The sequence below is a fragment of the Geothrix sp. 21YS21S-4 genome (genome assembly GCF_030845995.1).
In the GTDB taxonomy this organism is placed as follows: domain Bacteria; phylum Acidobacteriota; class Holophagae; order Holophagales; family Holophagaceae; genus Geothrix.
On the sequence record NZ_CP132719.1, the window covers coordinates 1,217,096 to 1,240,127 of the forward strand.

The window sequence follows — 23,032 nt, forward strand, 5'->3', positions numbered from 1 at the left end:
CGGAGGCCGCCTATTCCTCCACGACGCCCTTCAGCCACGCTTTGCCGCGCAACCGCTCGACGCTGATCTCGGGGAAGAGGTCGAGCGGGCTCTTGCCCTCCAGGCCCAGGCGGGGCACGGCGGCGCAGGCGAAGCCCAGGCGGGCGCCTTCCTGGAGGCGAAGGGGAAGCTGCGCCACGGGGCGGACTTCGCCGGTGAGTCCCACTTCGCCCATGAACAGGCTCTTCTCGGCGAGGAGGCGGCCCGTGGCGCTGCTGCACAGGGCGGCGATCACGGCCAGGTCGGCGGCGGGATCCTCGATTTCCAGGCCCCCCGCCACGTTCACGTAGACGTCGCGGTCGTGGAGCTGGACGCCGCCCCGCCGCTCGGCCACGGCGCACAGCATGGACAGTCGCTGTCCATCGATCCCCAGCGCCGTGCGGCGGGGGATGCCCAGACCCGCGGCGGCCACAAGGGCCTGGATCTCCACCACCATGGGCCGGGTGCCGCTGAGGACCACGGTGGCGGCGCACCCGGGGCGGGGCTCGGCGTCCAGGAAGAAGGGATTGCCTTCGGCGGGCACCAAGCCCTTCTCCGTCATGGCGAACACGCCCAGCTCGAAGGCGGCGCCGAAGCGGTTCTTCAGGGCGCGGAGAAGCCGGTGGTGGTGATGGCGGTCGCCCTCGAAGGCCAGAACGGTGTCCACGAGGTGCTCCAGGACCTTGGGGCCCGCGAGCCCGCCGTCCTTGGTGACGTGGCCCACCAGGACCAGGGGCGTGCCCGTGGCCTTGGCCCAGCGGGTGAGGAGGGCGGCGCAGCCGCGCACCTGGCTGACGCTCCCCGCGCTGCTCTCGAACTCCGGATCGAACAGGGTCTGGATGCTGTCCACCATCAGGAGCGCGGGCTTCATGCGCTCGGCCTCTTCGAGGATGCGGCGGACGTCCGTCTCGGCCAGGAGGTGGATGCCGGGGCTTTCCGCGCCGAGGCGCTGGGCGCGCAGCTTGATCTGGCGCTCGCTCTCCTCGCCGCTGGCGTAGAGCACCTGGCCTTCCGCCGTGGCCGCCCACTGGAGGAGCAGCGTGGATTTCCCGATGCCCGGCTCGCCGCCGAGGAGGGCGACCATCCCCGGCACCACGCCGCCACCGAGCACGCGGTCCAGTTCGGCGAGGCCCGTGGGCGTGCGCTGGTTATCGGTGACTTCCACGTCCGGCAGCGCCACGGGGCCCGCGTAGTGGCTCTTGGCATAGGCGGAGCCGGCCCGCTGGAGGTCGCGCTTGAGGCTGCCGCGCACCTCATGGACGGACTCCCAGGCGCCGCAGGCGGTGCACTTTCCCAGGGCTTTGGGATGGCGCGCGCCGCAGGCCGTGCATTCGAAAAGGGGCGAAGTCTTGGCCATCAGTCGCGGACTTCCCGCTGGATGAAGGCCACGATGTCGTCGGTGTTCGTGCCGGGCTGGAAGATCTCACGGATGCCCTGGGCCTTCAGCCCCGGCACGTCGGCGTCGGGGATGATCCCGCCGGCGAACACCAGGACGTCGTCCGCGCCCTGCTCTTTCAGGAGGCGCAGCACCTCCGGGAAGATCTGGTTGTGCGCGCCGCTCAGGATGCTCATCCCCAGCACGCGGGCGTCCTCCTGCACCACGGCGGCGGCGATCTGCTGGGGCGTCTGGCGGAGGCCCGTGTAGATGACCTCCATCCCCGCGTCCCGCAGGGCCCGCGCCACGACCTTCGCGCCGCGGTCGTGCCCGTCGAGGCCGGGCTTGGCGATGACGACGCGGATGGGCGCTGGATTCATGGAAGGCTCCCCGGGGGCTACCAGCCCTCAGTCTGCCGCAGGCCCTCGTAAAGGCCAATGGCCGCGGCCTGCGCGAGGTTCAGGCTGCGGTGGTGAGCGCCCAGCATGGGGATCCGTACCAGGTTGTCGGGGTGCGCGGCGACGAGCTCCTCCGGCAGACCGGCGGTCTCCCGCCCGAACACGAGCCCGTCCTCCGGGGCCCAGGGCACCTCCGTGTGGCGACGCCCGCCCTTCGTGGTGAAGAACCACAGGCGCTTCGCGGGGCAGCGGGCGGTGAAGTCCGCCCAGTCTTCGTAGTGGGTGGGGTCCAGCTTCTCCCAGTAGTCCAGCCCGGCGCGGCGCAGGTAGTAGTCGCTGGTGTCGAAGCCCAGGGGATGAATGAGGTGGAGGCGCGCGCCGTTGTTCACGCAGAGGCGGCCGATGCTTCCGGTATTCTGCGGAATCTCGGGCTGGTGGAGGATGATGTGGAACATGGAGGATCCCGATGAGCGCGCCGGCGAGCGAGTGCCTGTTCTGCAAGATCGCGAGGAAGGAGGTCCCAGCCGCTCTCGTCTACGAGGATGAGGAGGTGCTGGCCTTCAAGGACATCTTCCCCCAGGCGCCCGTGCATCTGCTGATCATTCCGAAAGCCCACTGCCCGGGGCTGGGCGACGTGACGCCCGAAGCCGCCGCCGCGGTGGGGCGGATTCCGCAGGTCGCCGCGCAGCTGGCCAAGGACCACGGCGTGGCCACGGGGGGATGGCGGCTGCTGAGCAACTGCGGCCCCGATGCCGGGCAGACCGTCTTCCACCTCCACTTCCACCTCCTGGGCGGCAAACCCCTCGGAGCGAAACTGTGCGTCTGAGCTGAAACGCCTTTCGTTTCGCCAAAAAGACACGCTTCGGCGTGTCTTTTTCGTTTTTATTTCCGCTTGTGGCCTCCCCCCGTCTTTCTAGACTCAGGAAGTGGTTTCCAGTGGAGAAAAGTGGTCTGAAGTGGATTGAAGTGGTCCACCTCTTCCCTCCTCCCCTTCTCTGGAAGCCGCTTGAAAGGCGACATCGGTGCTGCGACTCCGCGGAAACTCACCGGCCACGGTGGACGAGAAGGGACGGCTGAAGCTCCCCTCCTCCTTCAAGGCCGAGCTGGAGACCTTCGCCCAGGGCGAAGGGGGCGGAAGTCCGCGCCACTACCTGACTTCGCTGGACGGCCGCTCCGCGCGGCTCTACCCCCTGCCGGTGTGGGAGGCCATTGAGGCCCGTCTGGCGGCGCTCCCGTCCACCAGCCCCGCCAAGCGCAAGTTCCTGGAGACCACCGCCTACTTCGGCAGCGAAGTGGAGCCCGACGCCCAGGGCCGCTTCGTCATTCCCCCCATCCTGCGCGAAGCGGCGCAGCTCGTGGGCGAGGTGGCCGTGCTCGGGCAGATGGATCACCTGGCGCTCTGGAACCGCGCCGGCTTCGAGCGCCGCATGGCCGCCGAGCCCCTCAACGCGGACGACCTGGCGCAGCTCGCGGACCTGGGGATCTAGATGATGACGACCCCCATCCACGTCCCCGTCCTCCTCCAGGAAGTCCTCGACAACCTGATCCTGCCGCCCGCGGCGCGGATCCTCGACCTCACCCTGGGGCTCGGCGGCCACGCCGAGGCCCTTCTGGAGCGCTGCGGCAAAGGCGCCCGCTACCTGGGCGTGGACCGCGATCCGGAGGCCCGCTACCTGGCCCGCCGTCGCCTGGGCGACGACAGCCGCCTGGAGATCCTCCCCGTGGCCTACGAGGACCTGTGGGACGATCCCCGGTTCCTGGCCTGGAAGGCCGAATCCGCGCCCGAGGGGTTTGACGCGATTCTCGCCGACCTCGGCGTCTCCACCCTCCAGCTCCGCACCCCGGAGCGGGGGTTCAGCTTCCGGGACGAAGGTCCCCTCGACATGCGGATGGATACCACCTCCGGCCCCACCGCCCTGGAGTGGATCGCCGAACAGACCGACGACAGCCTGGCCGACGCGATCTACCAGTTCGGCGAGGAGCGGGCCAGCCGGCCCATCGCCCGGGCCATCCTCAAGGCGCAGCGCGAGGGCCGACTGGCCACCACCCGGGACCTGGCCGCGGCCGTCTACACGGTGATCCCCCGGGAACCCGCCAAGCGCAAGGGCCAGAGCGATCCCGCCACCCGCACCTTCCAGGCCGTCCGGATCGCCGTCAACGGCGAGCTGGAGCGCCTGGCCGCCGCCCTGGAATCCGCCGTCCGCCAGCTCCGTCCCGGCGGGCGCCTGGCGGTCATCAGCTTCCACAGCCTGGAGGATCGCATCGTCAAGCAGACGCTGCGCCGCCTCGCGGGCATCTACGACGGTCCGGGCCGCACCGCCCCCGTCGAACTCCCCAAGGTCGTGAAGCTCGTCCATCCCGGTGGCCTCGCTCCCAGCGAGGCCGAGGCCGCCGCCAACCCCCCCTCCCGGTCCGCCCGCCTGCGCGTGGCGGAGCGGCTTCCCTGAGCGAGGTCTCCATGGCCGCCGGAACCCTGCCGAACCCCGCCGCTCCCGTCCGCATGGTCGAGAGCGAGGGCATCCTGCGCATGCTCCTGCTGGTGCTGGCGCTCGCCATGCCCTTGGGAACGCTCGCCTACCTCAAGATCCAGAGCACTCGGATGAGCTACGCCATGGGCGAGATCAAGGAGCGCATCCGCAAGGAAGAGGAGCTCCAGCGCAAGCTGATGCTGGAGCGCAGCCGCTACCAGCGCGGCGAGGAAGTGCAGGTCTACGCCGAGCGGGCCGGCCTCCAGCCCCGGAAGCAGGGCCACCTGATCCGCCGGACCTTCACCGCCGAGGACCAGCGCCTGGCCAAGCTCCGCCCGGTGTCGTCGGATGGGCTGTAGGCTATAGCTGGGCTGCGGCCCTCCGCCCTCGCCCCGTCCAGCCCCGGTCCGCCCGTGCCCCTTCGCTTCGCTCCAGATCCCCCCGCTTCCCGCCGCGTGCTGGGCCGGCAGGCTCCCCAGGACCTGCTGGACCGGCGGCTGCCCTGGATCTTGGGCGGGATGGCCCTGTGGGCGCTGTTCATCCTGCTGAGGCTCGTGTGGCTCCAGGGGGTGGAGCAGAAGCGCTACCGCGCCAAGGCCGCGCAGCAGCACACCACGGTGGTTCCCGTCCCGCCCATCCGCGGGGAGCTGCGGGACCGCCGCGGCGAGCCCCTGGCCATTTCCATCAAAGTGGAGAGCCTGTTCGCCGATCCCCGCGTGTTCTATCCCGACTACCGGCCGGGAAGGGGGGATGAGCGCCAGTGGGGGGAGCCGGACCGCAAGGCCGCCGGCGACGTGGCCGTTAAGCTGGCGCCCATCCTGGAGCAGACCCGGGCCCAGGTGCTGGAGAAGCTCCTGCGGAAGAAGACCTTCGTCTACCTGGAGCGCCACCTGCCGCCCCTCAAGACCGCGGCCATCCGCGCCCTCAACCTGGACGGGATCGAGTTCCAGCCCGAGAGCCGCCGCTTCTACCCGCGGGGAAGCCTGGCGGCGCAGCTCATCGGGTTCACCAACATCGACGGCCTGGGCCAGCTCGGCATCGAGCAGGCCTACGACAAGCAGCTGGCCGGCGTGAAGGGCGAACTGATCGCCCCCCGCGACGCCCACGGCAAGCTGCTGATCCTCCAGGAGAACTACAGCCAGATCCCCGTGAACGGCGCGTCGCTTCAACTCAGCCTCGACGCGTCCATCCAGCACATCGTGGAGGACACGCTGGAGGAAGGCATGCGCCTGTGCCGCCCGCGTACCGCCTACGCCGTGGTGGTGGATCCCCAGACCGGCGAGATCCTCGCCATGGCGGGCACGCCGACCTTCGATCCCAACCACATCCTGCCCAAGAAGTTCCGCAACCGCGGCGAGGCCGATCTGACGCCCGCCGAGCGCGACGAACTGCGCCGCGAGCTGGAGCGGCAGAAGGCGGCCCGTAAGGTGCATCCGGTGGAGGACGTGTACGAGCCGGGTTCCACCATGAAGATCTTCACGGCAGCCATCGCCCTGGAGGAGCGCAAGGTCCACCTGGGCGAGCGGATCGACTGCCTCGCCGGGCGCTGGCAGTACAGCCCCAAGGTCCCGCCCATCACCGACACCCACCGGCACGGCGTGCTGACCTTCGAGGAGATCCTCTGGCAGAGCTCGAACATCGGCGCCGCCAAGATGGGCATCCGCCTCGACCCCGCCGTCCACTACCAGTACCTGCGCAGGTTCGGGTTCGGCGACGCCACCGGCCTCAACTTTCCCGGCGAGAGCCCCGGGCGGATGATCGCCCCCGACCGCTGGAGCGTGCCCACCCAGTACACCCTGTCCTACGGCTACGGCCTGAGCACCACGCCCCTCCAGATCCTGATGGCGGGCTGCTCCATGGCCAACGGCGGCAAGCTGATGCAGCCGATCCTCGTCCAGCGGATCTACAACGACAAGGGCCTCCTGCTGAAGGAGTTCAAGCCCACGGTGCGGGGCCAGGTCCTCAGCGAGGAGACCGCCGGCCTGATGAAGGAGACCCTGAAGGGCGTCCTCACGCAGGGCACGGGCAAGAAGGCGCGGCTGGAGGGCGGCGTGGAGGCCTTCGGCAAGACCGGCACCAGCCGCAAGCTCATCGACGGGAAATACGATCCCAAGCGCCACTTCGCCTCGTTCATGGGGTTCTTCCCCGCGGACAAGCCCCAGTACGGCGTGCTGGTGATGCTCGACGATCCCGCGGGCGACACCACCGGCGGCGACGTGGCGGCGCCCCTCTTCAAGCGCATCGGCGACGGCATCCTTCGCTACCGGCAGACCGCGCCGGACGCGGGCCGGGACGAGGACCTGAAGCTGTCGCTCCGCGATTGGCCCGTGAGCGAGACGGACGAGGCCGCCGTCCACGTCGAGCGCGGCCGGGTGCCCGAACTCCGGGGGCTCAGCCTCAAGGCCGCCATCCACCGGGTGGTGCTGGTGGGCGGCAGCCCGCGCGTGGACGCCGCGCCGGGCGGCACCGCCACCCGGGTGATTGGACAGAGTCCGGACCCGGGCGCGCCCCTGGAAGCCGGCGCTCCGGTGAAGATCAAAGCGGGGGGCCCATGAAACTGGACGCGCTGATCGACGGGATCGCCCGGAGGTACTCGGGGCCGGACGCGGAGGTCACGGACCTCTCCTCCGACAGCCGCGATATTCGGCCCGGCTGGGCCTTCCTGGCGCTGAAGGGCGAGAAGGCCGACGGGGCCGCCTTCGTGCCCCAGGCCCTGGCCCTCGGCGCCACCGCCGTCATTTCGGAAGCGCCGCTGAGCCTGCCGGAGGGCATCGCGGGAGGCACCTTCACCGGCGATCCCCGCCTTCGGATGGCGGAGGCGGCCCGGCGCCTGCACGGCGCGCCGGATGATCGGTTGGCCCTGATCGGCGTCACGGGCACCAACGGCAAGACCACCACCACCACCCTGATCCGCCAGCTCCTGCGCGGCGCGGGCATCGGCTGCGGACTGGTGGGCACAGTCCTGAACGCCGCGGGCGACGCGGAGGAGGAGGCCGTCCGCACCACGCCGGAGAGCCCCGCCTTCTACCGTTGGCTGAGGCGCAGCGTGGAAGCCGGCGACGCGGCCTCCGCGGTGGAAGTGAGCAGCCACGCCCTTTCGCTGGGGCGCGTCCACGGCGCCCGGTTCAAGGTGGGCGTGTTCACCAACCTCACCCAGGATCACCTCGACTACCACGGCACGCTGGAGGCGTATTTCGAGGCCAAGCGCCACCTCGCGGATCAATCCGCGCGCTTCCTCGCCAATGCCGACGACCGGTGGGGACGCATCCTCCTGAAGGCGGACGGCCGGGCCAGCTACGCGGTGGACCGCCCCGCGGATTACCGGGCGGAGCACGTGGCTCTGGGGCCCACGGGCACGCGCTTCGTCCTTCGCACCGCGGCGGGAACCTGGGATATCCACAGTCCCCTCCTCGGCCGCTTCAACGTCTACAACCTCCTCGCGGCCCTGGCGGCCTGCGCGGAGGCGGGGTTCGACCTGGACCGCCTGGCGCCCGCGGTGCCCGGCGTCAGCGGCGCCCCCGGCCGGCTGGAGCGGGTGGATTGCGGCCAGCCCTTCGGCGTGATGGTGGACTACGCCCACACGCCGGACGCCCTGGAGAAGCTCCTGGCCGAGGGCCGGCGCCTGCTTCCGGCTGGGGCGCGGCTCCACGTCCTGTTCGGCTGCGGCGGGGGCCGGGACCGCGCCAAGCGACCTCTGATGGCCGCGGCGGTGGCGGCGGGCGCCGACGTGCTCTGGCACACCAGCGACAACCCCCGGAGCGAGGATCCCGAGCGGATCCTGGATGACGCCGCCCCCGGAATTCCCGCGGACCTCCGCGCCGATCCGGCGCGCTACCACCGCGATGCGGACCGCCGCGCCGCCGTGCGCGGGGCGCTCGCCGACTGTCGGCCCGGCGACCTGCTGCTGCTGGCGGGCAAGGGGCACGAGCCCTACCAGGAGATCCACGGCGTGAAGCACCCCTACAGCGATCGGGCCGCCGTGGAAGCGGTCCTCGGGAACGGCCGGTGACCCGCATCCGTCCCGTGACGGGCCCTGCCGATCCGGCGGTCCTGGAGGCCGCGGCGATCCTGCGGGGCGGCGGGCTGGTGGCCTTTCCCACGGAGACGGTCTACGGCCTGGGGGCGGATGGTCTCAATTCCGAAGCCGTGGCGCGGATCTACGCCGCCAAGGGGCGGCCCGCCACGAATCCGGTGATCCTCCACGTGGACGGTCCCGACGCGGCGCGCGCGCTGGTGGCGACTTGGCCGGAAGTGGCTGCCGTTCTTGCGGCGCGGTTCTGGCCGGGGCCGCTCACCCTGGTCCTTCCCGCCTCGGAAGCCGTGCCCTCCATCGTTCGCGCAGGCGGTCCCTCCGTGGCCCTCCGCTGCCCGGCCCATCCCGTGGCCCTGGCCCTCATCCGCGCGGCGGGCCGTCCCCTGGCGGCGCCCAGCGCCAACCGCAGCCAGCATCTGTCGCCCACCCTCGCCGCCCACGTCGCCTCCAGCCTGGGGGACGCGGTGGACCTGATCCTGGACGGCGGTCCCACCGAGGCGGGCCTGGAATCCACGATCCTGGACCTCTCCGGTCCCCGCCCGCGGATCCTGCGCCCCGGCCCCATCGCTCCCGCGGACCTGGTGGCGGTGGTGGGACCCGTGGAGCTGTGGGAGGGCGCGGTGGCGGCGGGCGAGATCCAGGCGGCGCCCGGCATGGCCGAGCGGCACTACGCGCCCCGGGCCCGGCTGGAGCTGGTGGTGCCGGGCGCGGGCCTGTCCCGCCCGCAGGGGCGTTCGGCCTACGTGGGCCTGGGCAGCCTGCCGGCACTTCCGGAAGGCGTGCGCGGCGTCCTCCTTCCCTTGGACGCGGAGGTTGTGGGCGCGCGGCTCTACGCCCTCCTCCACGACCTCGACGACGCCGGCTGCGAATGGATTCTGATGGAGCGCCCGCCCGAGGACGAGGCGTGGCTGGCCGTGCGGGACCGCCTGCGGCGGGCTTCCGCCAAGGAGACGCCATGAGCCTGTGGTCCCTGTCCGAAGCCACCGCCGCCGTCGGCGGGGAACTCCTGGGAAGCGGGGACGCGCGGCCTTCCTCCCTCTCCATCGATACCCGCACCCTCCAGCCGGGGGCCTGTTTCGTGGCGCTGCGGGCGGAACGGGACGGCCACGATTTCGCAGCCGAAGCGGTACGGAAGGGCGCCGCGGCGCTCCTGGTGGACCACGTTCTGGACATCGACTGTCCCCAACTCGTCGTGGCCGACACCCTGGCCGCGCTCCAGCGCTGGGGGCAGGCCCGCCTCGAAGCCGCGCGTCCCGCCGCCGTCTTCGCCGTGACCGGAAGCGTGGGCAAGACCAGCACCAAGGAGCTCCTGGCCGCGGCCACCGGCGGGTGGAAGACGCCCGGCAACCGGAACAACACTCTGGGCCTGCCGGAGGCGCTGGCCACTCTGCCGGAGGGCCTGGGCGCCGCTGTGCTGGAGATGGGCATGAGCGGGCCCGGCGAGATCAAGCGCCTGACGGAGATCGCGCCCCCCGACTTCGGCGTCGTCACGCTGGTGGGGACCGCCCACATCGAGAACTTCCCCGACGGCCAGCAGGGCATCGCCGCGGCCAAGGGCGAACTGGTGGCGGGGCTCGTCCCCGGCGGCGCCTGGGCGCACCTGGCTTCCGATCGTTGGGCCCGCTGGATCGCGGATCAGCCCTGGGCGGCGCCCGCCGAACCCCTGCCCGTGGGCGAGGGTGAGGCTTACGGATGGGAGGGCGCGGAGTCCCGGGGTGCCGCCGGCGGCGCCTTCTGGATGCGCACGCCGAAGGGCACCTTCCCCGTGCGGATCCAGCTTCCGGGCGAGCACCAGGTGCGGAACGCCGCCCTCGCCGCCGCCATCGCCATCCACGCGGGCGCGGACCCGGAGCGGGTGGCCGCGGGTCTCGCCACCGTCGCGCCGGAGCCGGGGCGGGGGCGGCTACATTCCCTGGCGGGCGGCGGCTGCCTGCTCGATGAGACCTACAACGCCAGCCCCGATTCCATCCTGGCCTGCGCCCGCGCCCTGCTCCAGCTCCCCGGCGGCGAGGCGGTGGCGGTCCTCGGCTCCATGCGGGAACTGGGGCCGGAGGCGGCGGAGATCCACCGGGCCACGGGCGCGGCCCTGGGGGAACTGGGGCTCTCCCGCCTCTGGGCCTACGGTGAGTTCGCCCGCGACTGCGCCGAGGGTTTCGGCCTGCGGGCCCGGGCCTTCCCCGATTTCGAGGCGCTGCGCGACGACGAGGCGGGCCTCTCCGCAATCCCGCCGGGAGCCCGTATCCTGGTCAAGGGCAGCCGGTTCTGGCGCGCGGAGCGCGCCGTGGACTGGCTCCTGGCCCGCTGACGCCGACTTCCGCCACCGACCCTCCGCTTCCGGATCCCCATGCTGCCTTGGCTCCTCTACCCCTTCCGCGACGTGGTGCCGGGCTTCTCGGTGTTCCGCTACGTCACCTTCCGCGCCGCCCTCGCGGCGGCCACGGCGATGGTGCTCAGCCTGCTGCTGGGCCCCTGGGTGATCCGCACCCTCACGGCGCTGAAGATGGGCCAGCACATCCGCGGCGAAGGTCCCGAGCACCACCAGAAGAAGGCGGGGACGCCCACCATGGGCGGGATCCTGATCCTGCTGGTGATCACGGTGTCCACGCTGCTGTGGTGCGACCTCAAGAACGGCGCCATCTGGGTGGCCCTGCTGGCGCTGCTGGGCTTCGGCCTGGTGGGTGCCTTCGACGACGCGCAGAAGCTGCTCAAGAAGCAGAACCTGGGGCTCACCAGCTGGCAGAAGATGGCGCTGCTGACGGGCATCTCGCTCGTCGTCGCCTGGCTGATCCTGCACTTCGGGCTGCGGGGCGCCGCCACCAGCCACCTGTCCGTGCCCTTCTTCAAGAACTTCCGTCCCGACGTGGGGATCTTCCTCATCCCCTGGATCTGGCTGGTGATGGTGGGGACGAGCAACGCCGTGAACCTGACGGACGGTCTGGACGGATTGGCGACGGGCGGAACGCTCGTGGTGTCGCTCACCTACGCGATCCTGGCCTACGTCGCGGGCCACGCGAAGATCGCCACCTACCTGGCCGTTCCCCACGTCGCGGGCGGCGCGGAGCTGTCGGTCTTCATGGGCGCCATGGCGGGGGCCTGCATGGGCTTCCTGTGGTTCAACGCCCATCCCGCCGAGGTCTTCATGGGGGATACCGGTTCGCTGGGTCTGGGCGGCGCGCTGGGCACCGTGGCCGTGATGATCAAGCAGGAAGTGCTGCTGGTGATCGCCGGCGGGCTGTTCGTGCTGGAGGCGGTGAGCGTGATCCTCCAGGTGGGCAGCTTCAAGCTCCGCGGCGGGAAGCGCATCTTCCGGATGGCGCCCTTCCACCACCACCTGGAACTAGGCGGGCTCCAGGAGACCAAGGTCGTGATCCGGATGTGGATCACCGCCATCATCTGTTCGATCCTGGCCCTCAGCTCCCTCAAGCTGCGCTGAGCGCAGAGAACCTCGCCGAACCTACTTTTGGAGGAGGCCCGCCAGGGGTTTTGGCCGCGTCGGCCACGGCTGGGCCAGGATGTAGCCCTGGCCCCAGGGGACGTCCGCGTCCATCACGGATTCCAGTTCCTCCAGAGTCTCGATGCCCTCGGCGATGAACCCGATCCGCATCCGCTCGGCGAAGTGGGCGAGGGCGTTGAGGAGGGCGGCCTGGTAGGGGCGGCGGTGGACCTGCTCCACGAGGCTGCGGTCCGCCTTGATGAAGTCCGGCGCCAGGCGGGCCATGTGCGTCAGGCTGGCGACGCCCGCGCCCAGGTCGTCCACCGCGACGCGCAGCCCCGCATCCCGCAGCCGCTGCGCGTAGCCCTGGAGGGCCTCCAGTCCGTGCATGCTCTGGGATTCGGTGAACTCCATCACCACCCGGTGCCGGGGGAAGGGGAGGGCCTCCAGCCAGCGGGGCAGGGCCTCCCAGAAGCCGGGCGCCTCCAGGCTGACGGGCTCCAGGTTCACGAAGTGGAGGTGGCCGCTCTCGGCCTGCTGCGACAGGGCTGCGAAGGTGGCCTCCAGAAATCGCAGGTCCAGGGCCAGCCGGTGCGCGGGCGCGAGGTCCGGGTCCTGGAGGAGGGTTCCCACGGGGTGGAGGACGCCCGCGTCGTCCAGGTGCCGCGCCAGGTACTCCTGCGCCACCATCCGGTTGTCGCGGAGGCGGTAGATGGACTGGACGTGGGGGACGATCGCCCCCTCCCCGCTCAATAGACGTTCCAGGATGCCCTTCGGCATGATCACCTCTGACAGGGCCCGGGGCCAGTGTACCCATCGGCGCGCCCGCCCCGCTACGCTGGAGCGGGAGGCGACATGAGAACCGTCGTGATGGGGGCGGGACGATCGGGCCTGGCGGCGGCCCGCTTCCTGGCCGCGGAGGGCCGGCCGGTGGTGCTCACGGACAGCCGTCCGGAGCCGGACCTGGCGCTGGAAGTCGCCCTGGCGAAGGCGGGCATCCCCGGCGTGTGGGGAACCCATCCCGAGGCCCTCCTCGACGAATGCGAAGCGCTCATCGTCAGCCCGGGGATCCCCCGGACCGCGCCCTTCGTGGCGGCGGCGCTGGGCCGCGGCATCCCCGCGATCGGCGAAGTGGAACTGGCCCACCGCGTCCTCCGGGCGCGGAACGACGGGAGCCGCGTCCTGGCGGTGACCGGGACCAACGGCAAGAGCACCACCACGGACCTCGCCGCCCACCTGCTCCGCGCCGGAGGCCTGTCCGCCGTCGCCTGCGGCAACCTGGGCACGCCCGTCATCGAAGCCGTGGCCGCGGCGCCCCGCGACACAGCCTTCGTGGTGGAGCTGAGCAGCTACCAGCTGGAATCCCTGGACACCTTTCACGCGGAAGCCGCCGCTTTCCTCAACCTCACGCCGGATCACCTGGCGCGCCACGGGACGCTGGACGCCTACCGCCGGGCCAAGCTCCGGATCTTCGAGGGGCAGGGCGAGGATGATCTGCGGGTCGTGCCTGCCGCGCATCCGGAATGGTGGGAGGACGCGCCCGGGAAGGGCCGCGCCGCGCGCTTCGGGTGGGAGCCCTGCGAAGCCTGGTGCGACGCGGACGGCCGGCTGCGCCTGGGCGGGGAGATCCTCCTGCACCGGAGCGAGCTGCGGATCCCCGGCGACCACAACGTCGAGAACGCCCTGGCGGCGGCGCTTCTGGCTGCCCACGGCGGCGCTTCGGTGGAGGCCCTCCGCGAAGGGCTGCGGACCTATCCCGGTCTGGCCCACCGCATCGCCTTCTGCGGCGAGAAGAACGGCGTCCGCGCCTACAACGATTCCAAGGGCACCAACGTGGACGCGACCCTCACGGCCATTAAGGCGCTGCCCGGGCCGCTGGTGCTCCTCCTCGGCGGGACGGACAAGGGTGCCAGCTACGAGCCCCTGCGGGCGGCCCTGGAGGGCAAGCTCCGCCGCCTGATCTTCCTCGGCGACGCCATCCCCCAGCTCGCCCGCGACCTCGGCGACCTGCCCCACGAGGTCGTACGGCCCTTCGACGAGGCCGTCGCCACCGCCCTGTCCCTCGCCGAGCCCGGGGACCAGGTCCTCCTCAGCCCTGCCTGCGCCAGCTTCGATCAGTTCGACAACTTCGAGCAGCGGGGCGAGCGGTTCGAGGCCCTGGTCCGCGCCTGGGCCTGACCCTGTTTCCCGAAGGAGGCTCCATGAAAAGGATGCTCTTCCCGCTGCTGGCCGTGCCCCTGGTGGTCCAGGCGACGCCGCCCGTTCCCCAGCCGGATCCCTTCGCCGCCGTCCGGTTCCTGGAAGGCACCTGGCGGGGCGAGGGCGAAGGGCGGCCCGGCCCGTCTCTCGGCGCGTCCACCTTCCGGTTCGAGCTGGGCGGCCAGGCCCTGATCCTCCGCAGCTACGCGGACTCGGCGGCTTCCCGCCACGAGGACCTGATGGCGACCTTCGTGGAAGGCGGCGTGCTGAAGGCGTTCTACCTGGACAGCGAAGGCCACGTCATCCGTTACCGCGTGACGGCCGCCGCCGACGGCGCCGTGTTCGAAAGCGAAGCGGGGCCTGGCCCCCGCTTCCGCCTCACCTATCGCCGCACCGCGAAGGACCGCCTGGGCCTCACTTTCGAGATGGCGGCGCCCGATGCGCCCAGCGCCTACAAACCCTACCTCCAGGCGACCCTGCGTCGGGGGGAGTGAGACCTCCGGCATTCAAAAGATTGAAAGATCACCACCAAGACACCAAGGCACCAAGAATGGCCGAAGAAAGAGGCTGCTTTTCTTGGCGCGCTTGTTGTCTTGGCGGTGAAAAGGACCTGGGATCTTGTCGCCGATTTCTAAGCTGCTCGGTGCTTGCATCGCCAAATCAAAAAGCAGAGGAGAGCCGAGGAAGCGAGGAAAGCGGAGAAATTTCTTCTCCGCTTTCCTCAGCCGCTCTGCGTTCCTCCGCTTTGGAGATGTTTTTTCCTGGATCGCTCGGGACCGGTGTTCAAGTAACGGCGAAAGAAGGACTCGGTTTTCTTGGCGCGCTTGGTGCCTTGGCGGTGAAAGAGCCTCGGGTCCTGATCGCTCCCCTGGGTCTCAGCTGCCCGATGCTCGCATCGCCAAATCAAAAAGCAGAGGAGGGCCGAGGAACGGAGGAGATCGGAGGGATTCTTTCTCTGCTTTCCTCAGCCACTCTGCGTTCCTCCGCTTTGGAGATGTTTTTTCCTGGATCGCTCGGGACCGGTGTTCAAGTAACGGCGAAAGAAGGACTCGGTTTTCTTGGCGCGCTTGGTGCCTTGGCAGTGAAAGAACCTCGGATCCTGATCGCTCTCCCCTGGGTCTCAGCTGCCCGGTGCTCGCATCGCCAAATCAATAAGCAGAGGAGAGCCGAGGAGCGGAGGAGACCGGAGAGGTTTCTTCTCCGCTTTCCTCGGCCACTCTGTACCCTCCGCTTTGGAGATGCTTTTTCCTGGATCTCCCGGCCCTTCGACCTGCGGCCTCCGCGACGAGCGATGATGGATCTATGGATGGCCGCTTACCCCTACGCGCCGGTCTGCCTCCAGAACTTCGCGGGGGCGTAGCACACGGCCATCAGGACGAGCTGGCTGGCGATGAAGCCGGTGAGGGCCCAGAAGGCCTGGTCCATGAAGCCGTAGGAGTGGAGGCCCACGCCGAGCATGTTCACGCCGAACCAGGAGCAGGCGGTGATGATGTTGCCGAAGATGGCCATCACCATCGTGCCGCGCTGGCGGACGTAGCCCGCCCAGCGGGCGTGGAGGATGATGGCGTTCCACAGCACGATGAGCAGGGCGCCGTTCTCCTTGGGATCCCAGCCCCAGAAGCGGCCCCAGGATTGGTCGGCCCAGATGCCGCCCAGGACGGTGCCCACGAAGCTGAAGAACAGGGCGAAGCAGATGACGCCGTAGGCCATATCCACCAGGGCCTTGTCCGTCTCGGCGTCCTGCACGGCGACGACGTGCTTGCGGATGGCGTAGGCGATGGCGATGGCTCCAGCGAGGAAGGTGCCGGAGTAGCCGATGGTGATGGTCACGACGTGGGTGGCCAGCCAGAAGTTGGAGTCCAGCACGGCGCGCATCATCTCCATCGTGTCGCCCTCGGTGCCCAGGTTCTGGGCCACGATCAGGGACGCGAAGCCCGCCAGGGACGCCACGGCGGTGCCGAAGCCCTTGCGGTACATCCGCTCCACGATGAGCCCCAGCACCACGGCCCCCCAGCCCACGAACACGGCGGAGGAGTAGAGGTTGGTGACGGGCGGGCGGCCCTGGAGGATGATCCGCGCGGCCAGGCCCAGGGTGTGGACGATGGCGCCGGAGGCCAGCAGGGCGTAGGCGGTGGGACGGAGGATCTCCGGCTTCCAGGCCCAGGAGACGGCCAGCACGAGGAAGGCCACGAAGTAGATGGTCAGGCCCGCGAAGAAGGGCTGGGCGCGGTTGAAGATGACTTCGTTGGAGGCATGGCTGGCGGCCTCCGGCTTGAGGGTGGCCACGGCGGTCTTCAGGTCCGCGAGGGCTTGATTGAAGGTGGCGGCGTCGCTGGCGGCGTAGGCCGCGTTCAGCTTGGCGAGGGGCACCAGGCCCGGGTGGAGGTGGGCGCCGGCCTGGGCGGCGCTGAGGGCTTGGCCCACGCTCTGCCACGCGTCGGGGCCGTTTCCGGGCGGGGGCGGCAGGATGCGGAACTGGGCGAACTGGATCAGGTCCTGGTGGCGGGCCGCGGCTTCGGCGGTGCCCAGGGACTGGATCTCCCAGCCCAGGCCGGGGGAGCCGGCGAGCTGGAGGGTGTTCCGCAGCTTGTAGTAGAGGTAGACGCGGTCGAACAGGTTGACGACGGCGCTCTGGAAGCGGGTGCGCTTCTGGGGCGGTATGGACTGGGCCGCCATGGCCTGTTTCTGGACCTCCTGCAGGTAGGGCGAGAGGTCGGCGAAGCTGAAGTAGTTGCGGCTCTTGGTCTGGCGCGCGCCGATGAGGCTCAGCACTTCCAGATCGTCGATCACGAAGATGGCCTGGGTATCGGCCACCTGGGGACGGAACATCACGTCGAGAATCCACTCGTCCGGTCCCACCATCCGCCCGTCGTGGCGGAAGCTCTGGCGGCTGTGGATCACCAGGAGGGCGTTGCGGGCCACGGAATCCAGCGGCTTGACGCGCCCGCCTTCCAGGATGGGCAGGCTGCCGAAGCCCCCCACGTCGAAGCCCCGGGCCTTCCCGGGAGGCAGGGCGAAGGTGAGGGCGACCAGCAGGGCGAGGGCCCCGGCCCCCCAGGCGACGAGCTTGGCGAGGTTCTTCATGTCAGGCCTCCTTCTCCTGCCGCCGCTTGAGGGAGCGGCGGAGGACGATGGCGAAGTGGACGAGGAGGCCCGCGGAGATCAGCACGCAGGAGACGTAGGGGAGCAGCCAGCCCGGGTTCTCCACCACGGACAGGATCGACAGGGTGTCGTTCTTCCCGAAGCTCGCCTGGTAGAAGGTCTTCCCCTCGTAGCGGAGCGGCTGGTTCATGTAGATCAGCACGTCGCGCGACTCGTTGCGCTGGGGGTTCACCACCTGCACGAGGCTGGAGAAGTTCTTGGGGATGTCGGTGCCGGGATACACGTCGTGGCGGAACTGCTTGAGCGTGAACGCGTAGGGCAGGTACTGGCGCCGCAGGCGCATGGACAGCGCGTAGGTGCGGCCCTCGTGCACGAAGGTCTGGGGCACGCCGATGGACATGGACGCCAGCCAGGTGCCGTAGCTCCGGCCGCCGGCCACGGGCTCGACGATGGCGGTGGTCTGGTTCAGCTCGTTGTCGGCGCTGACGACGGGCCGTTCCACGACCTGCGCGCCCTGGCCCACGCCGGCGGTGACGGGCGCGGGGGCCCCATCGGGCAACTGGCTCAGTTCCGCATTGGCGTAGAACCGCTTCACGTTCAGGGTGAGGGGCGTTCCCGGCAGCGCGATGGCGCCGCCCTTGGACAGCAGCGTGTCCGGCACGGAATAGACCTCGTCCCAGGCCGGATCGGTGATGTCGATGACCGCCAGCTCGGCGTTCTTGTAGCTCTGGACGTAGTTGACGGTCTGGCCCACCTCGATGGACATGTTGGTGTCCACCTGGAGCATCCCGGCCACGAACTCCCCCGCGAACAGGATCACCAGCCCGGCGTGGACCAGCCACATCCCGGCCTTGGCCCAGGTGCGCTGGATGTCCAGGGTCTTGGCGATGAGGTTGAAGGTGAGGAGCAGGCCCACCAGGGCGCCGCCGGGGAACACCGGAATGGCGAAGGGCAGCCCCGCGAATTGCTTCTTCACGAGGAAGCTGCGCATGTAGGCGTTCACCGCGCCGGCGGTGCCCATCTCCACCTGGGCCAGGGTGCAGAGCACCACCAGGGCCATCAGGAGGGCGAGCAGGACGATGGTGAGCTGGAAGGACTTCAGGAAGCGCACGGTGCGGGAGGCGAGGGCGTTAATCAAGGCGGAGGCTCTCCAGGATGCGCAGGAAGTCGGGGCGGGCCTGGGCGACGGGACCGGCGTCGCCCGTCAGCTTCAGGAACCAGGTGTTGCCGTCCGGCGTGGCGACGAGCCCGGCCAGCATCCGGCTGCGCTGCGCCTCGTTGGTGAAGTCGTAGAGGTTCACGGCGCCGGCCTTGGATTTGACCGTGGCGCGCGCCGCCGCCAGGGCGGCCTCGTCGAGGGGCGCCAGCTGGATCTGGCCCCGCCAGCGGTTGACGTTGGCCAGCTCGCCGCCCGCGGGACCCGGCAGGACCACCACCGTGGCCTCCAGGCGGCCGGCGATGGGCGTCTTGAAGGTGGCGAAGCGCATCCCGTCGCCGGGAGCCTCGCTCCAGCCCTTGGGAAGGGACCACGTCAGCCGGGGCGCGGCGGCTCCGGCCTCGGCGGCGTGGTCGTGACCGGCCTGGCCGTCGCCGTGATCATGGCCGTCATCGGCGGGCGCCAGCGCCTCCTTGGGCACTTTGAAGTGGGATACGCCCTCCGATCGGCAACCCAGGAGGCCGAGGGAGAGGAGGGCGGTCAGAAGAGGAATGGAACGTCGCAGGTTCGGCAAGGGATCCTCGATGGACCCTCCAGAATAGCGGACCTGTCCATGCCTAGACAGCGAATGGAAATGGAACATCCCTCATTCAAAAGGCTTAACTGCTTCATCGATCAGTTCCGCCAGCCGTCGGTCCAGGTCGGTGATCCCACCCGCGTCGTGGGTGGTGAGGGCGATCCGCACGTAGCCCCACCCGAAGGCCAGGTCGGGGTGGTGGTTCAGCGCTTCCGCCGGGGCGACCACGGCGCCCACGAGGCGGTAGGCGGTCAGGAAGTCCGGGGTGCGGAAGGTCCGCACCAGGCTGCCGTTCTCTTCGATCCAGGTCATCGCGCCTCCAGTTCGGCCAGTTCCGCCTGCAGCAGCCATTCCTCGGGGTGGTTCGCGGCGCGGCGGGCGAGGTCCCGCAGGTCCGCGCCAGCCCCTTCCTCCCGGTGGGTCCGGATCTGCCGGTAGAGTTCCGCGGCCTCCGGCGCCAGGGACGCGGCCTTGCGGTCCCGCGCCCGGGATTCGGCTTCTCCCTCGGCAAGTCCGCCATCCCCGAACCAGCGGTCCCAGGCGCCCGGATCCGCGGGACCGCCCGCCACGGACGGCAGCTCTCTGCTCAGGAACAGGAGGGCCCAGCGGGGCAGGTCCAGGGGCCGGCCGTCCAGGCTGCCCCGGAGGTCGATCACCTCGTGCGCGCCCACGCGGAAGCCCGTGAGCGAGAGGCCCGACGCCAGGTCCAGGCTGAAGGCGCCGGAGGGAGGCAGGGCGCCGGATCCGAAGGCCACCACCGCCTCGCCGGACCAGGGCCGCCCTTCCGCCTTTCCCTCCCGGGACAGGAGGATGGGCCCGGCCAGCCGCGCCAGGGCAGTGGCCAGCCCGGGCGCCGTTTCGCGCCGGGCGGGGATGCGCTCCGCCACGCGCCCGGTGAGTTCCAGGCCGCCTTCCAGCCGCAGGTGATTTACCGTGCGGGCCCGGAGGGCCTCCTCCAGGCCGTGGTCCCCGCCGCGGCGCCAGCTCAGGGTGGCCTCGAAGGCCTCCAGCACCTCGAACAGGTGATCGAAATCCCGGGCCACGAAGAGCTGGGGCTGCATCCGGGTGATGTCGTACTCCACGTCCGCGCAGGCGGGGCTGAGGGGCATCTTCTCCACGGCGGAGGTAAGGCAGTGGGCGGCCTCACCCAGGCTGCTGAGCAGGCCGGCGCCATAGAGTTTCGGAGCGTCCAGGGAACCCACCAGGCCGTACTCGGCGGTCCACCAGTAGAGGCGGCTGGCGCGGGTGCTCTCGCTGACGTAGCGCCGGCTGGCGGAGGCGGCGCGGAGGCGCTCGCCCGCGAGGCGCAGTTCCTCCTCGGTGGCGGACGGATCCTCCTTCACCACGCTGAGGTGCCGGATGGCCTCGTACACGGCCTGGTCCTCCAGGGACGCGATGGCGCGGAAGCCCACCTCGCCGCACCGCTTCAGGTAGTCCGCGTAGCGCCGGTCGGCGAGGATGGGCGCGTGCCCGGCGCTCTCGTGGACGATGTCGGGGGCCGGCGTGTACTCGATGTGCTCGTGACTGCGGATGTCCGCGGCGATGGCCAGGACGCCCAGGGACTGGAGTTCCGTGAACACCGCGGGAGGGATGAACCCCCGGACGCCCACCGCCGACCAGCCCAGGGCTTCCAGCCGCTCGTTCATCTCGTCCAGGGTGGGGATGCGCTCCAGCCCGATGCCGGTAGCCGCGAGGCCCGACAGGTAGCTCGGGTGGGCCGTGTCCTTCAGCCGCTCGGCCAGGCGGTGGAGGATGTGGCGCCACACTGCGTGATCCCGGGGCGTGTAGGCGCCCGGCTCCTGGTCCGCCACGTAGCTGCGGAGGTGGGCGGGAAGGCGGTCGATGGCGCGCTGGGTGGGGGAAGGACTGAGGGTCATGGGAGAACTCCCGGGGCACCCCAAGGCTAATGTCGGGACAGATAGCCGGAAATCCAAAAATAAGGAATCAAACGTCGGATTATCGCCGTTTGTGGAGATGAGCCGTGAGCGCGGCGAGGCAGCGTTCCGCGGCGGCGGATGCGCCGCCCGCGGGCCAGAGGGCCACCACCTCCACGGCCTGGGCCTTCCGCTCCTTCAGGGGCCAGATCCGGAGGTCGGCGGGGAAGGGCCCCAGCAGGCGCAGATCCGGCGCGATGGCGCAGGCGCCGAAGGCCCGCAGGGCGGCGTAGAGCTGGAGGAAGCTCTCCACCCGCGCGGCTTCGCGGACCTGGATCTTCGCGTCCGCAAACCGCGCCGAATTGGCGCCGCCGTAGGGATCGTCCCGCAGCCAGTCCACGAAGGGCCGGTCCGCCAGGTCCTTCACCCGGAGGAAGGGCACGTCGGGGGGAAGGTCGCACTCCGGCGCCGCCAGTACGACGAAGGGCAGCCGGGCGAGGACGCGGTGCTCCACGCCCCGGTGGGGCGGAAGCGGCGTGAAGCCCAGCGCCAGATCCAACTGGCGGTTCTGGACCTGGCGCACCAGTTCGTGGGCGCCGCCGAAGACCGCCTCCAGCTTGAGGCCGGTCCGGGCCGCGGCCCGCGCCAGGGGATCCAGCAGCAGCGTCGACAACGTGGGATTCAGCCCCAGCCGCAAGCCCGGTTCCGCCGAGGCCAGGTCGCGCAGGCGCTTCAGGTCCAGCTGGTGGAAGGAGGCCTGTGCGCCGGCGAATAGGCGCTCGCCCCGCGGCGTCAGGCGCAGGCGGCGGCCCGGCCCCCGCTCCACCAGCGCCTCGCCCTCCGCCAAGGATTCCTCCAGCGCCCGGAGGTGCTCGCTCACCACGGACCGAGCCACGCCCAGGTGCTGCGCCGCCGCCTCCAGCGAGCCCGTCTCCACCGCGGCCACGAACGCTTCGAGCCAGGTGAGGTGGCGGGGGAGTTTGCGGGGCATGGATGGAGGGTACAGCCGGTAGGCTCGATCCATGGCCTTCGATCCCTGGACCCCCTACAAGGACCTGCGCTTCGCGGGTACGCGGGAACATCCCGACTTCGGGGCGTGCTTCGTGGCCGAGGGGCGGATCCTGGTGGAGGATCTGCTTGAGGCCGCGCGGGCGGGCCGCATGAAGGTGGTCTCGGTGGCGGCGACGTCGGCGGCCGCGGAGCAGGTCCGGGACCGGCTGCCCAGCGGGACGGAGCTGCTGACGGCGGAGCCCGCGGTGCTGTCGGAACTGGCCGGGTTTCCCTTCCATCGCGGGCTGATGGCCTGCGCCCAGGTGCCGCCTCCGCCGCCGATCGAGGGCCTGGCGGCTGCACGGCGGCTGCTCGTCCTTCCGCGCCTCTACGATTCCGAGAACCTGGGCCTCCTCCTCCGCAGCGCCGCGGCGCTGGGGCTGGACGGCGTCCTGGCCGGACCCGGGCCGGGGCAGTGGACCCGGCGCACCGTGCGGGTCTCCATGGGCGCGGTGTGGCGAATCCCCGTGTGGCGGGCGGAGGATCCGTGGCCGCTCCTGGCGGATTGGAAAGCGGCCGAAGCGGGATCCGAGATCGCGGCCGCCGCCCTCGCGGCCGGCGCGGAGGACGCCCGGACCTGGCGTCCCGCCTCCCGCTGCGCGCTGGTGATGGGCCCCGAGGACACGGGCCTGGCGCCGGAGCACCTGGCCCACTGCGACCGCGCGGTCGCCATCCCCATGGCCTCGGGGATGGACAGCCTGAACGTGGCCGCCGCGGGAGCGATCCTGATGTTCCGGATGGCGGGCGGTTGAGCTAGGGTTCGCGGCTCGCCGCCACGTCCACGAGATGCAGCAGTTCGGTCACCACGTCGCGGCGGGCGGCGTCCTGCTCGTAGCGGACGGCGATCTTCTTCCGGGCGGCGGCCACATCGCCACAGGCCTTGCCCCGGGCGATCAGTTCCCGGCAGGCGTCGGGCATGGGGCCCCAGTTTCCGCATTCCACGAAGCGGTCGCTGAGGAAGATGAACTTGGGGATGGCTTCGCCGCCGTTGGTGAGGAAGCGGACGAAGACCTCGGGGTGCTGCTCCCGGCTGATGTAGCGGATCTGGAGCCGCGCGCTGGCCTCGGCCATCCGCTGGAGCACGGGCACATGGCGGACCACGTCGCCGCACCAGTCCTCCGCGATGGCGACGACGTGGACGGGCCGCGGCAAAGCAGCGAGGAAGCCGGCGACGGGGGGGTCGAGGGTGAGGGCCGTCCGCTGGGCCTCGATCTTGTCCCGCTGTTCCGGGGACTCGGCGGCGGCGAGCCAGGCGGCATAGTCCAGGCCGGATTCGAAGACCGCCTTCCAATCGACGACGGGGAGGGTGGCGGGGCGGGGCATGGGACCTCCAGAAATCAGGTCGGACG

The 23,032-nt window shown here is 70.6% G+C and carries 23 protein-coding genes; 12 read left to right on the forward strand and 11 right to left on the reverse strand.

The window, feature by feature from the left end:
* Window positions 1-10: 10 nt before the first annotated feature.
* Genes radA through RAH39_RS05500 form a run of 3 tightly spaced genes read right to left on the reverse strand, consistent with a single transcriptional unit; the run spans window position 11 to window position 2,246 of the window.
* Window positions 11-1,375 carry a DNA repair protein RadA gene (radA, locus tag RAH39_RS05490; RefSeq protein WP_306591800.1) on the reverse strand — a complete coding sequence of 455 codons (1,365 nt, stop codon included), beginning with the start codon at window positions 1,373-1,375 and terminating at the stop codon, window positions 11-13.
* Entirely contained in the window at window positions 1,375-1,773 is a 399-nt protein-coding gene (locus RAH39_RS05495) for a cobalamin B12-binding domain-containing protein (RefSeq protein WP_306591801.1), read from the reverse strand. The genes radA and RAH39_RS05495 overlap by 1 nt, the downstream gene beginning before the upstream one ends.
* Before the next feature lie 17 nt (window positions 1,774-1,790).
* Window positions 1,791-2,246: a tRNA (cytidine(34)-2'-O)-methyltransferase gene (locus RAH39_RS05500; RefSeq protein ID WP_306591802.1), complete on the reverse strand. Its 456-nt coding sequence runs from the start codon at window positions 2,244-2,246 to the stop codon at window positions 1,791-1,793.
* An 11-nt stretch (window positions 2,247-2,257) separates the two neighbouring features.
* Here RAH39_RS05500 and RAH39_RS05505 point away from each other — a divergent pair, with 11 nt between their 5' ends.
* From RAH39_RS05505 to mraY, 9 genes are all read left to right on the forward strand, one after another.
* Window positions 2,258-2,617, forward strand: a complete 360-nt coding sequence (locus tag RAH39_RS05505) for a histidine triad nucleotide-binding protein (RefSeq protein WP_306591803.1) — start codon at window positions 2,258-2,260, stop codon at window positions 2,615-2,617.
* Window positions 2,618-2,813: 196 nt separating this feature from the next.
* The gene (locus RAH39_RS05510) at window positions 2,814-3,278 is read left to right on the forward strand and encodes a division/cell wall cluster transcriptional repressor MraZ (RefSeq protein WP_306591804.1); all 465 of its coding nucleotides are present in this window, start codon (window positions 2,814-2,816) and stop codon (window positions 3,276-3,278) included.
* Window positions 3,279-3,281: 3 nt separating this feature from the next.
* A complete protein-coding gene (rsmH, locus tag RAH39_RS05515) occupies window positions 3,282-4,238 on the forward strand; it encodes a 16S rRNA (cytosine(1402)-N(4))-methyltransferase RsmH (protein WP_306591805.1) in 957 nt (318 codons plus the stop codon).
* A gap of 11 nt (window positions 4,239-4,249) precedes the next feature.
* On the forward strand, window positions 4,250-4,618 hold the full coding sequence (locus RAH39_RS05520; protein ID WP_306591806.1) for a hypothetical protein: 369 nt from the start codon (window positions 4,250-4,252) through the stop codon (window positions 4,616-4,618).
* 54 nt (window positions 4,619-4,672) lie between these two features.
* Window positions 4,673-6,814, forward strand: a complete 2,142-nt coding sequence (locus RAH39_RS05525; protein WP_306591807.1) for a penicillin-binding transpeptidase domain-containing protein — start codon at window positions 4,673-4,675, stop codon at window positions 6,812-6,814.
* The gene (locus RAH39_RS05530; protein ID WP_306591808.1) at window positions 6,811-8,268 is read left to right on the forward strand and encodes a UDP-N-acetylmuramoyl-L-alanyl-D-glutamate--2,6-diaminopimelate ligase; all 1,458 of its coding nucleotides are present in this window, start codon (window positions 6,811-6,813) and stop codon (window positions 8,266-8,268) included. The genes RAH39_RS05525 and RAH39_RS05530 overlap by 4 nt, the downstream gene beginning before the upstream one ends.
* Complete coding sequence (locus tag RAH39_RS05535; protein ID WP_306591809.1) at window positions 8,265-9,251, forward strand: L-threonylcarbamoyladenylate synthase; 987 nt, start codon at window positions 8,265-8,267, stop codon at window positions 9,249-9,251. Before RAH39_RS05530 ends, RAH39_RS05535 begins: the two co-directional genes overlap by 4 nt.
* Window positions 9,248-10,597: a UDP-N-acetylmuramoyl-tripeptide--D-alanyl-D-alanine ligase gene (murF, locus tag RAH39_RS05540; protein WP_306591810.1), complete on the forward strand. Its 1,350-nt coding sequence runs from the start codon at window positions 9,248-9,250 to the stop codon at window positions 10,595-10,597. Before RAH39_RS05535 ends, murF begins: the two co-directional genes overlap by 4 nt.
* A gap of 39 nt (window positions 10,598-10,636) precedes the next feature.
* Window positions 10,637-11,725 carry a phospho-N-acetylmuramoyl-pentapeptide-transferase gene (gene mraY, locus RAH39_RS05545; RefSeq protein ID WP_306591811.1) on the forward strand — a complete coding sequence of 363 codons (1,089 nt, stop codon included), beginning with the start codon at window positions 10,637-10,639 and terminating at the stop codon, window positions 11,723-11,725.
* Between the two features lie 21 nt (window positions 11,726-11,746).
* On the opposite strand, the gene RAH39_RS05550 is transcribed toward mraY, so the two are convergent.
* Window positions 11,747-12,505, reverse strand: a complete 759-nt coding sequence (locus RAH39_RS05550) for an EAL domain-containing protein (protein ID WP_306591812.1) — start codon at window positions 12,503-12,505, stop codon at window positions 11,747-11,749.
* 75 nt (window positions 12,506-12,580) lie between these two features.
* Here RAH39_RS05550 and murD point away from each other — a divergent pair, with 75 nt between their 5' ends.
* Entirely contained in the window at window positions 12,581-13,903 is a 1,323-nt protein-coding gene (murD, locus tag RAH39_RS05555) for a UDP-N-acetylmuramoyl-L-alanine--D-glutamate ligase (protein ID WP_306591813.1), read from the forward strand.
* A 23-nt stretch (window positions 13,904-13,926) separates the two neighbouring features.
* Window positions 13,927-14,418 carry a hypothetical protein gene (locus RAH39_RS05560; RefSeq protein WP_306591814.1) on the forward strand — a complete coding sequence of 164 codons (492 nt, stop codon included), beginning with the start codon at window positions 13,927-13,929 and terminating at the stop codon, window positions 14,416-14,418.
* Between the two features lie 826 nt (window positions 14,419-15,244).
* Here the strand turns inward: RAH39_RS05560 and RAH39_RS05565 are convergent.
* The 6 genes from RAH39_RS05565 to RAH39_RS05590 form a co-directional block, all read right to left on the reverse strand.
* Window positions 15,245-17,008 (reverse strand): cytochrome c biogenesis protein, encoded by a 1,764-nt coding sequence (locus tag RAH39_RS05565; RefSeq protein ID WP_306591815.1) that lies wholly within the window; start codon window positions 17,006-17,008, stop codon window positions 15,245-15,247.
* Between the two features lies 1 nt (window position 17,009).
* The gene (locus tag RAH39_RS05570; RefSeq protein ID WP_306591816.1) at window positions 17,010-18,164 is read right to left on the reverse strand and encodes a cytochrome c biogenesis ResB family protein; all 1,155 of its coding nucleotides are present in this window, start codon (window positions 18,162-18,164) and stop codon (window positions 17,010-17,012) included.
* Complete coding sequence (locus RAH39_RS05575; RefSeq protein WP_306591817.1) at window positions 18,157-18,756, reverse strand: hypothetical protein; 600 nt, start codon at window positions 18,754-18,756, stop codon at window positions 18,157-18,159. Before RAH39_RS05575 ends, RAH39_RS05570 begins: the two co-directional genes overlap by 8 nt.
* Before the next feature lie 72 nt (window positions 18,757-18,828).
* Window positions 18,829-19,071 (reverse strand): 4a-hydroxytetrahydrobiopterin dehydratase, encoded by a 243-nt coding sequence (locus RAH39_RS05580; RefSeq protein ID WP_306591818.1) that lies wholly within the window; start codon window positions 19,069-19,071, stop codon window positions 18,829-18,831.
* Window positions 19,068-20,636 (reverse strand): aromatic amino acid hydroxylase, encoded by a 1,569-nt coding sequence (locus RAH39_RS05585; RefSeq protein WP_306591819.1) that lies wholly within the window; start codon window positions 20,634-20,636, stop codon window positions 19,068-19,070. Before RAH39_RS05585 ends, RAH39_RS05580 begins: the two co-directional genes overlap by 4 nt.
* Before the next feature lie 79 nt (window positions 20,637-20,715).
* Entirely contained in the window at window positions 20,716-21,657 is a 942-nt protein-coding gene (locus tag RAH39_RS05590) for a LysR family transcriptional regulator (protein WP_306591820.1), read from the reverse strand.
* On the opposite strand from RAH39_RS05590, the gene RAH39_RS05595 reads away from it, so the two are divergent.
* Window positions 21,656-22,435, forward strand: coding sequence for a TrmH family RNA methyltransferase (locus RAH39_RS05595; protein ID WP_306591821.1), 780 nt, complete (start codon window positions 21,656-21,658; stop codon window positions 22,433-22,435). The genes RAH39_RS05590 and RAH39_RS05595 overlap by 2 nt on opposite strands.
* Window position 22,436: 1 nt before the next feature.
* Here the strand turns inward: RAH39_RS05595 and RAH39_RS05600 are convergent, their stop codons facing one another.
* Window positions 22,437-23,006, reverse strand: a complete 570-nt coding sequence (locus RAH39_RS05600; RefSeq protein WP_306591822.1) for a thioredoxin family protein — start codon at window positions 23,004-23,006, stop codon at window positions 22,437-22,439.
* Between the last annotated feature and the right edge of the window lie 26 nt (window positions 23,007-23,032).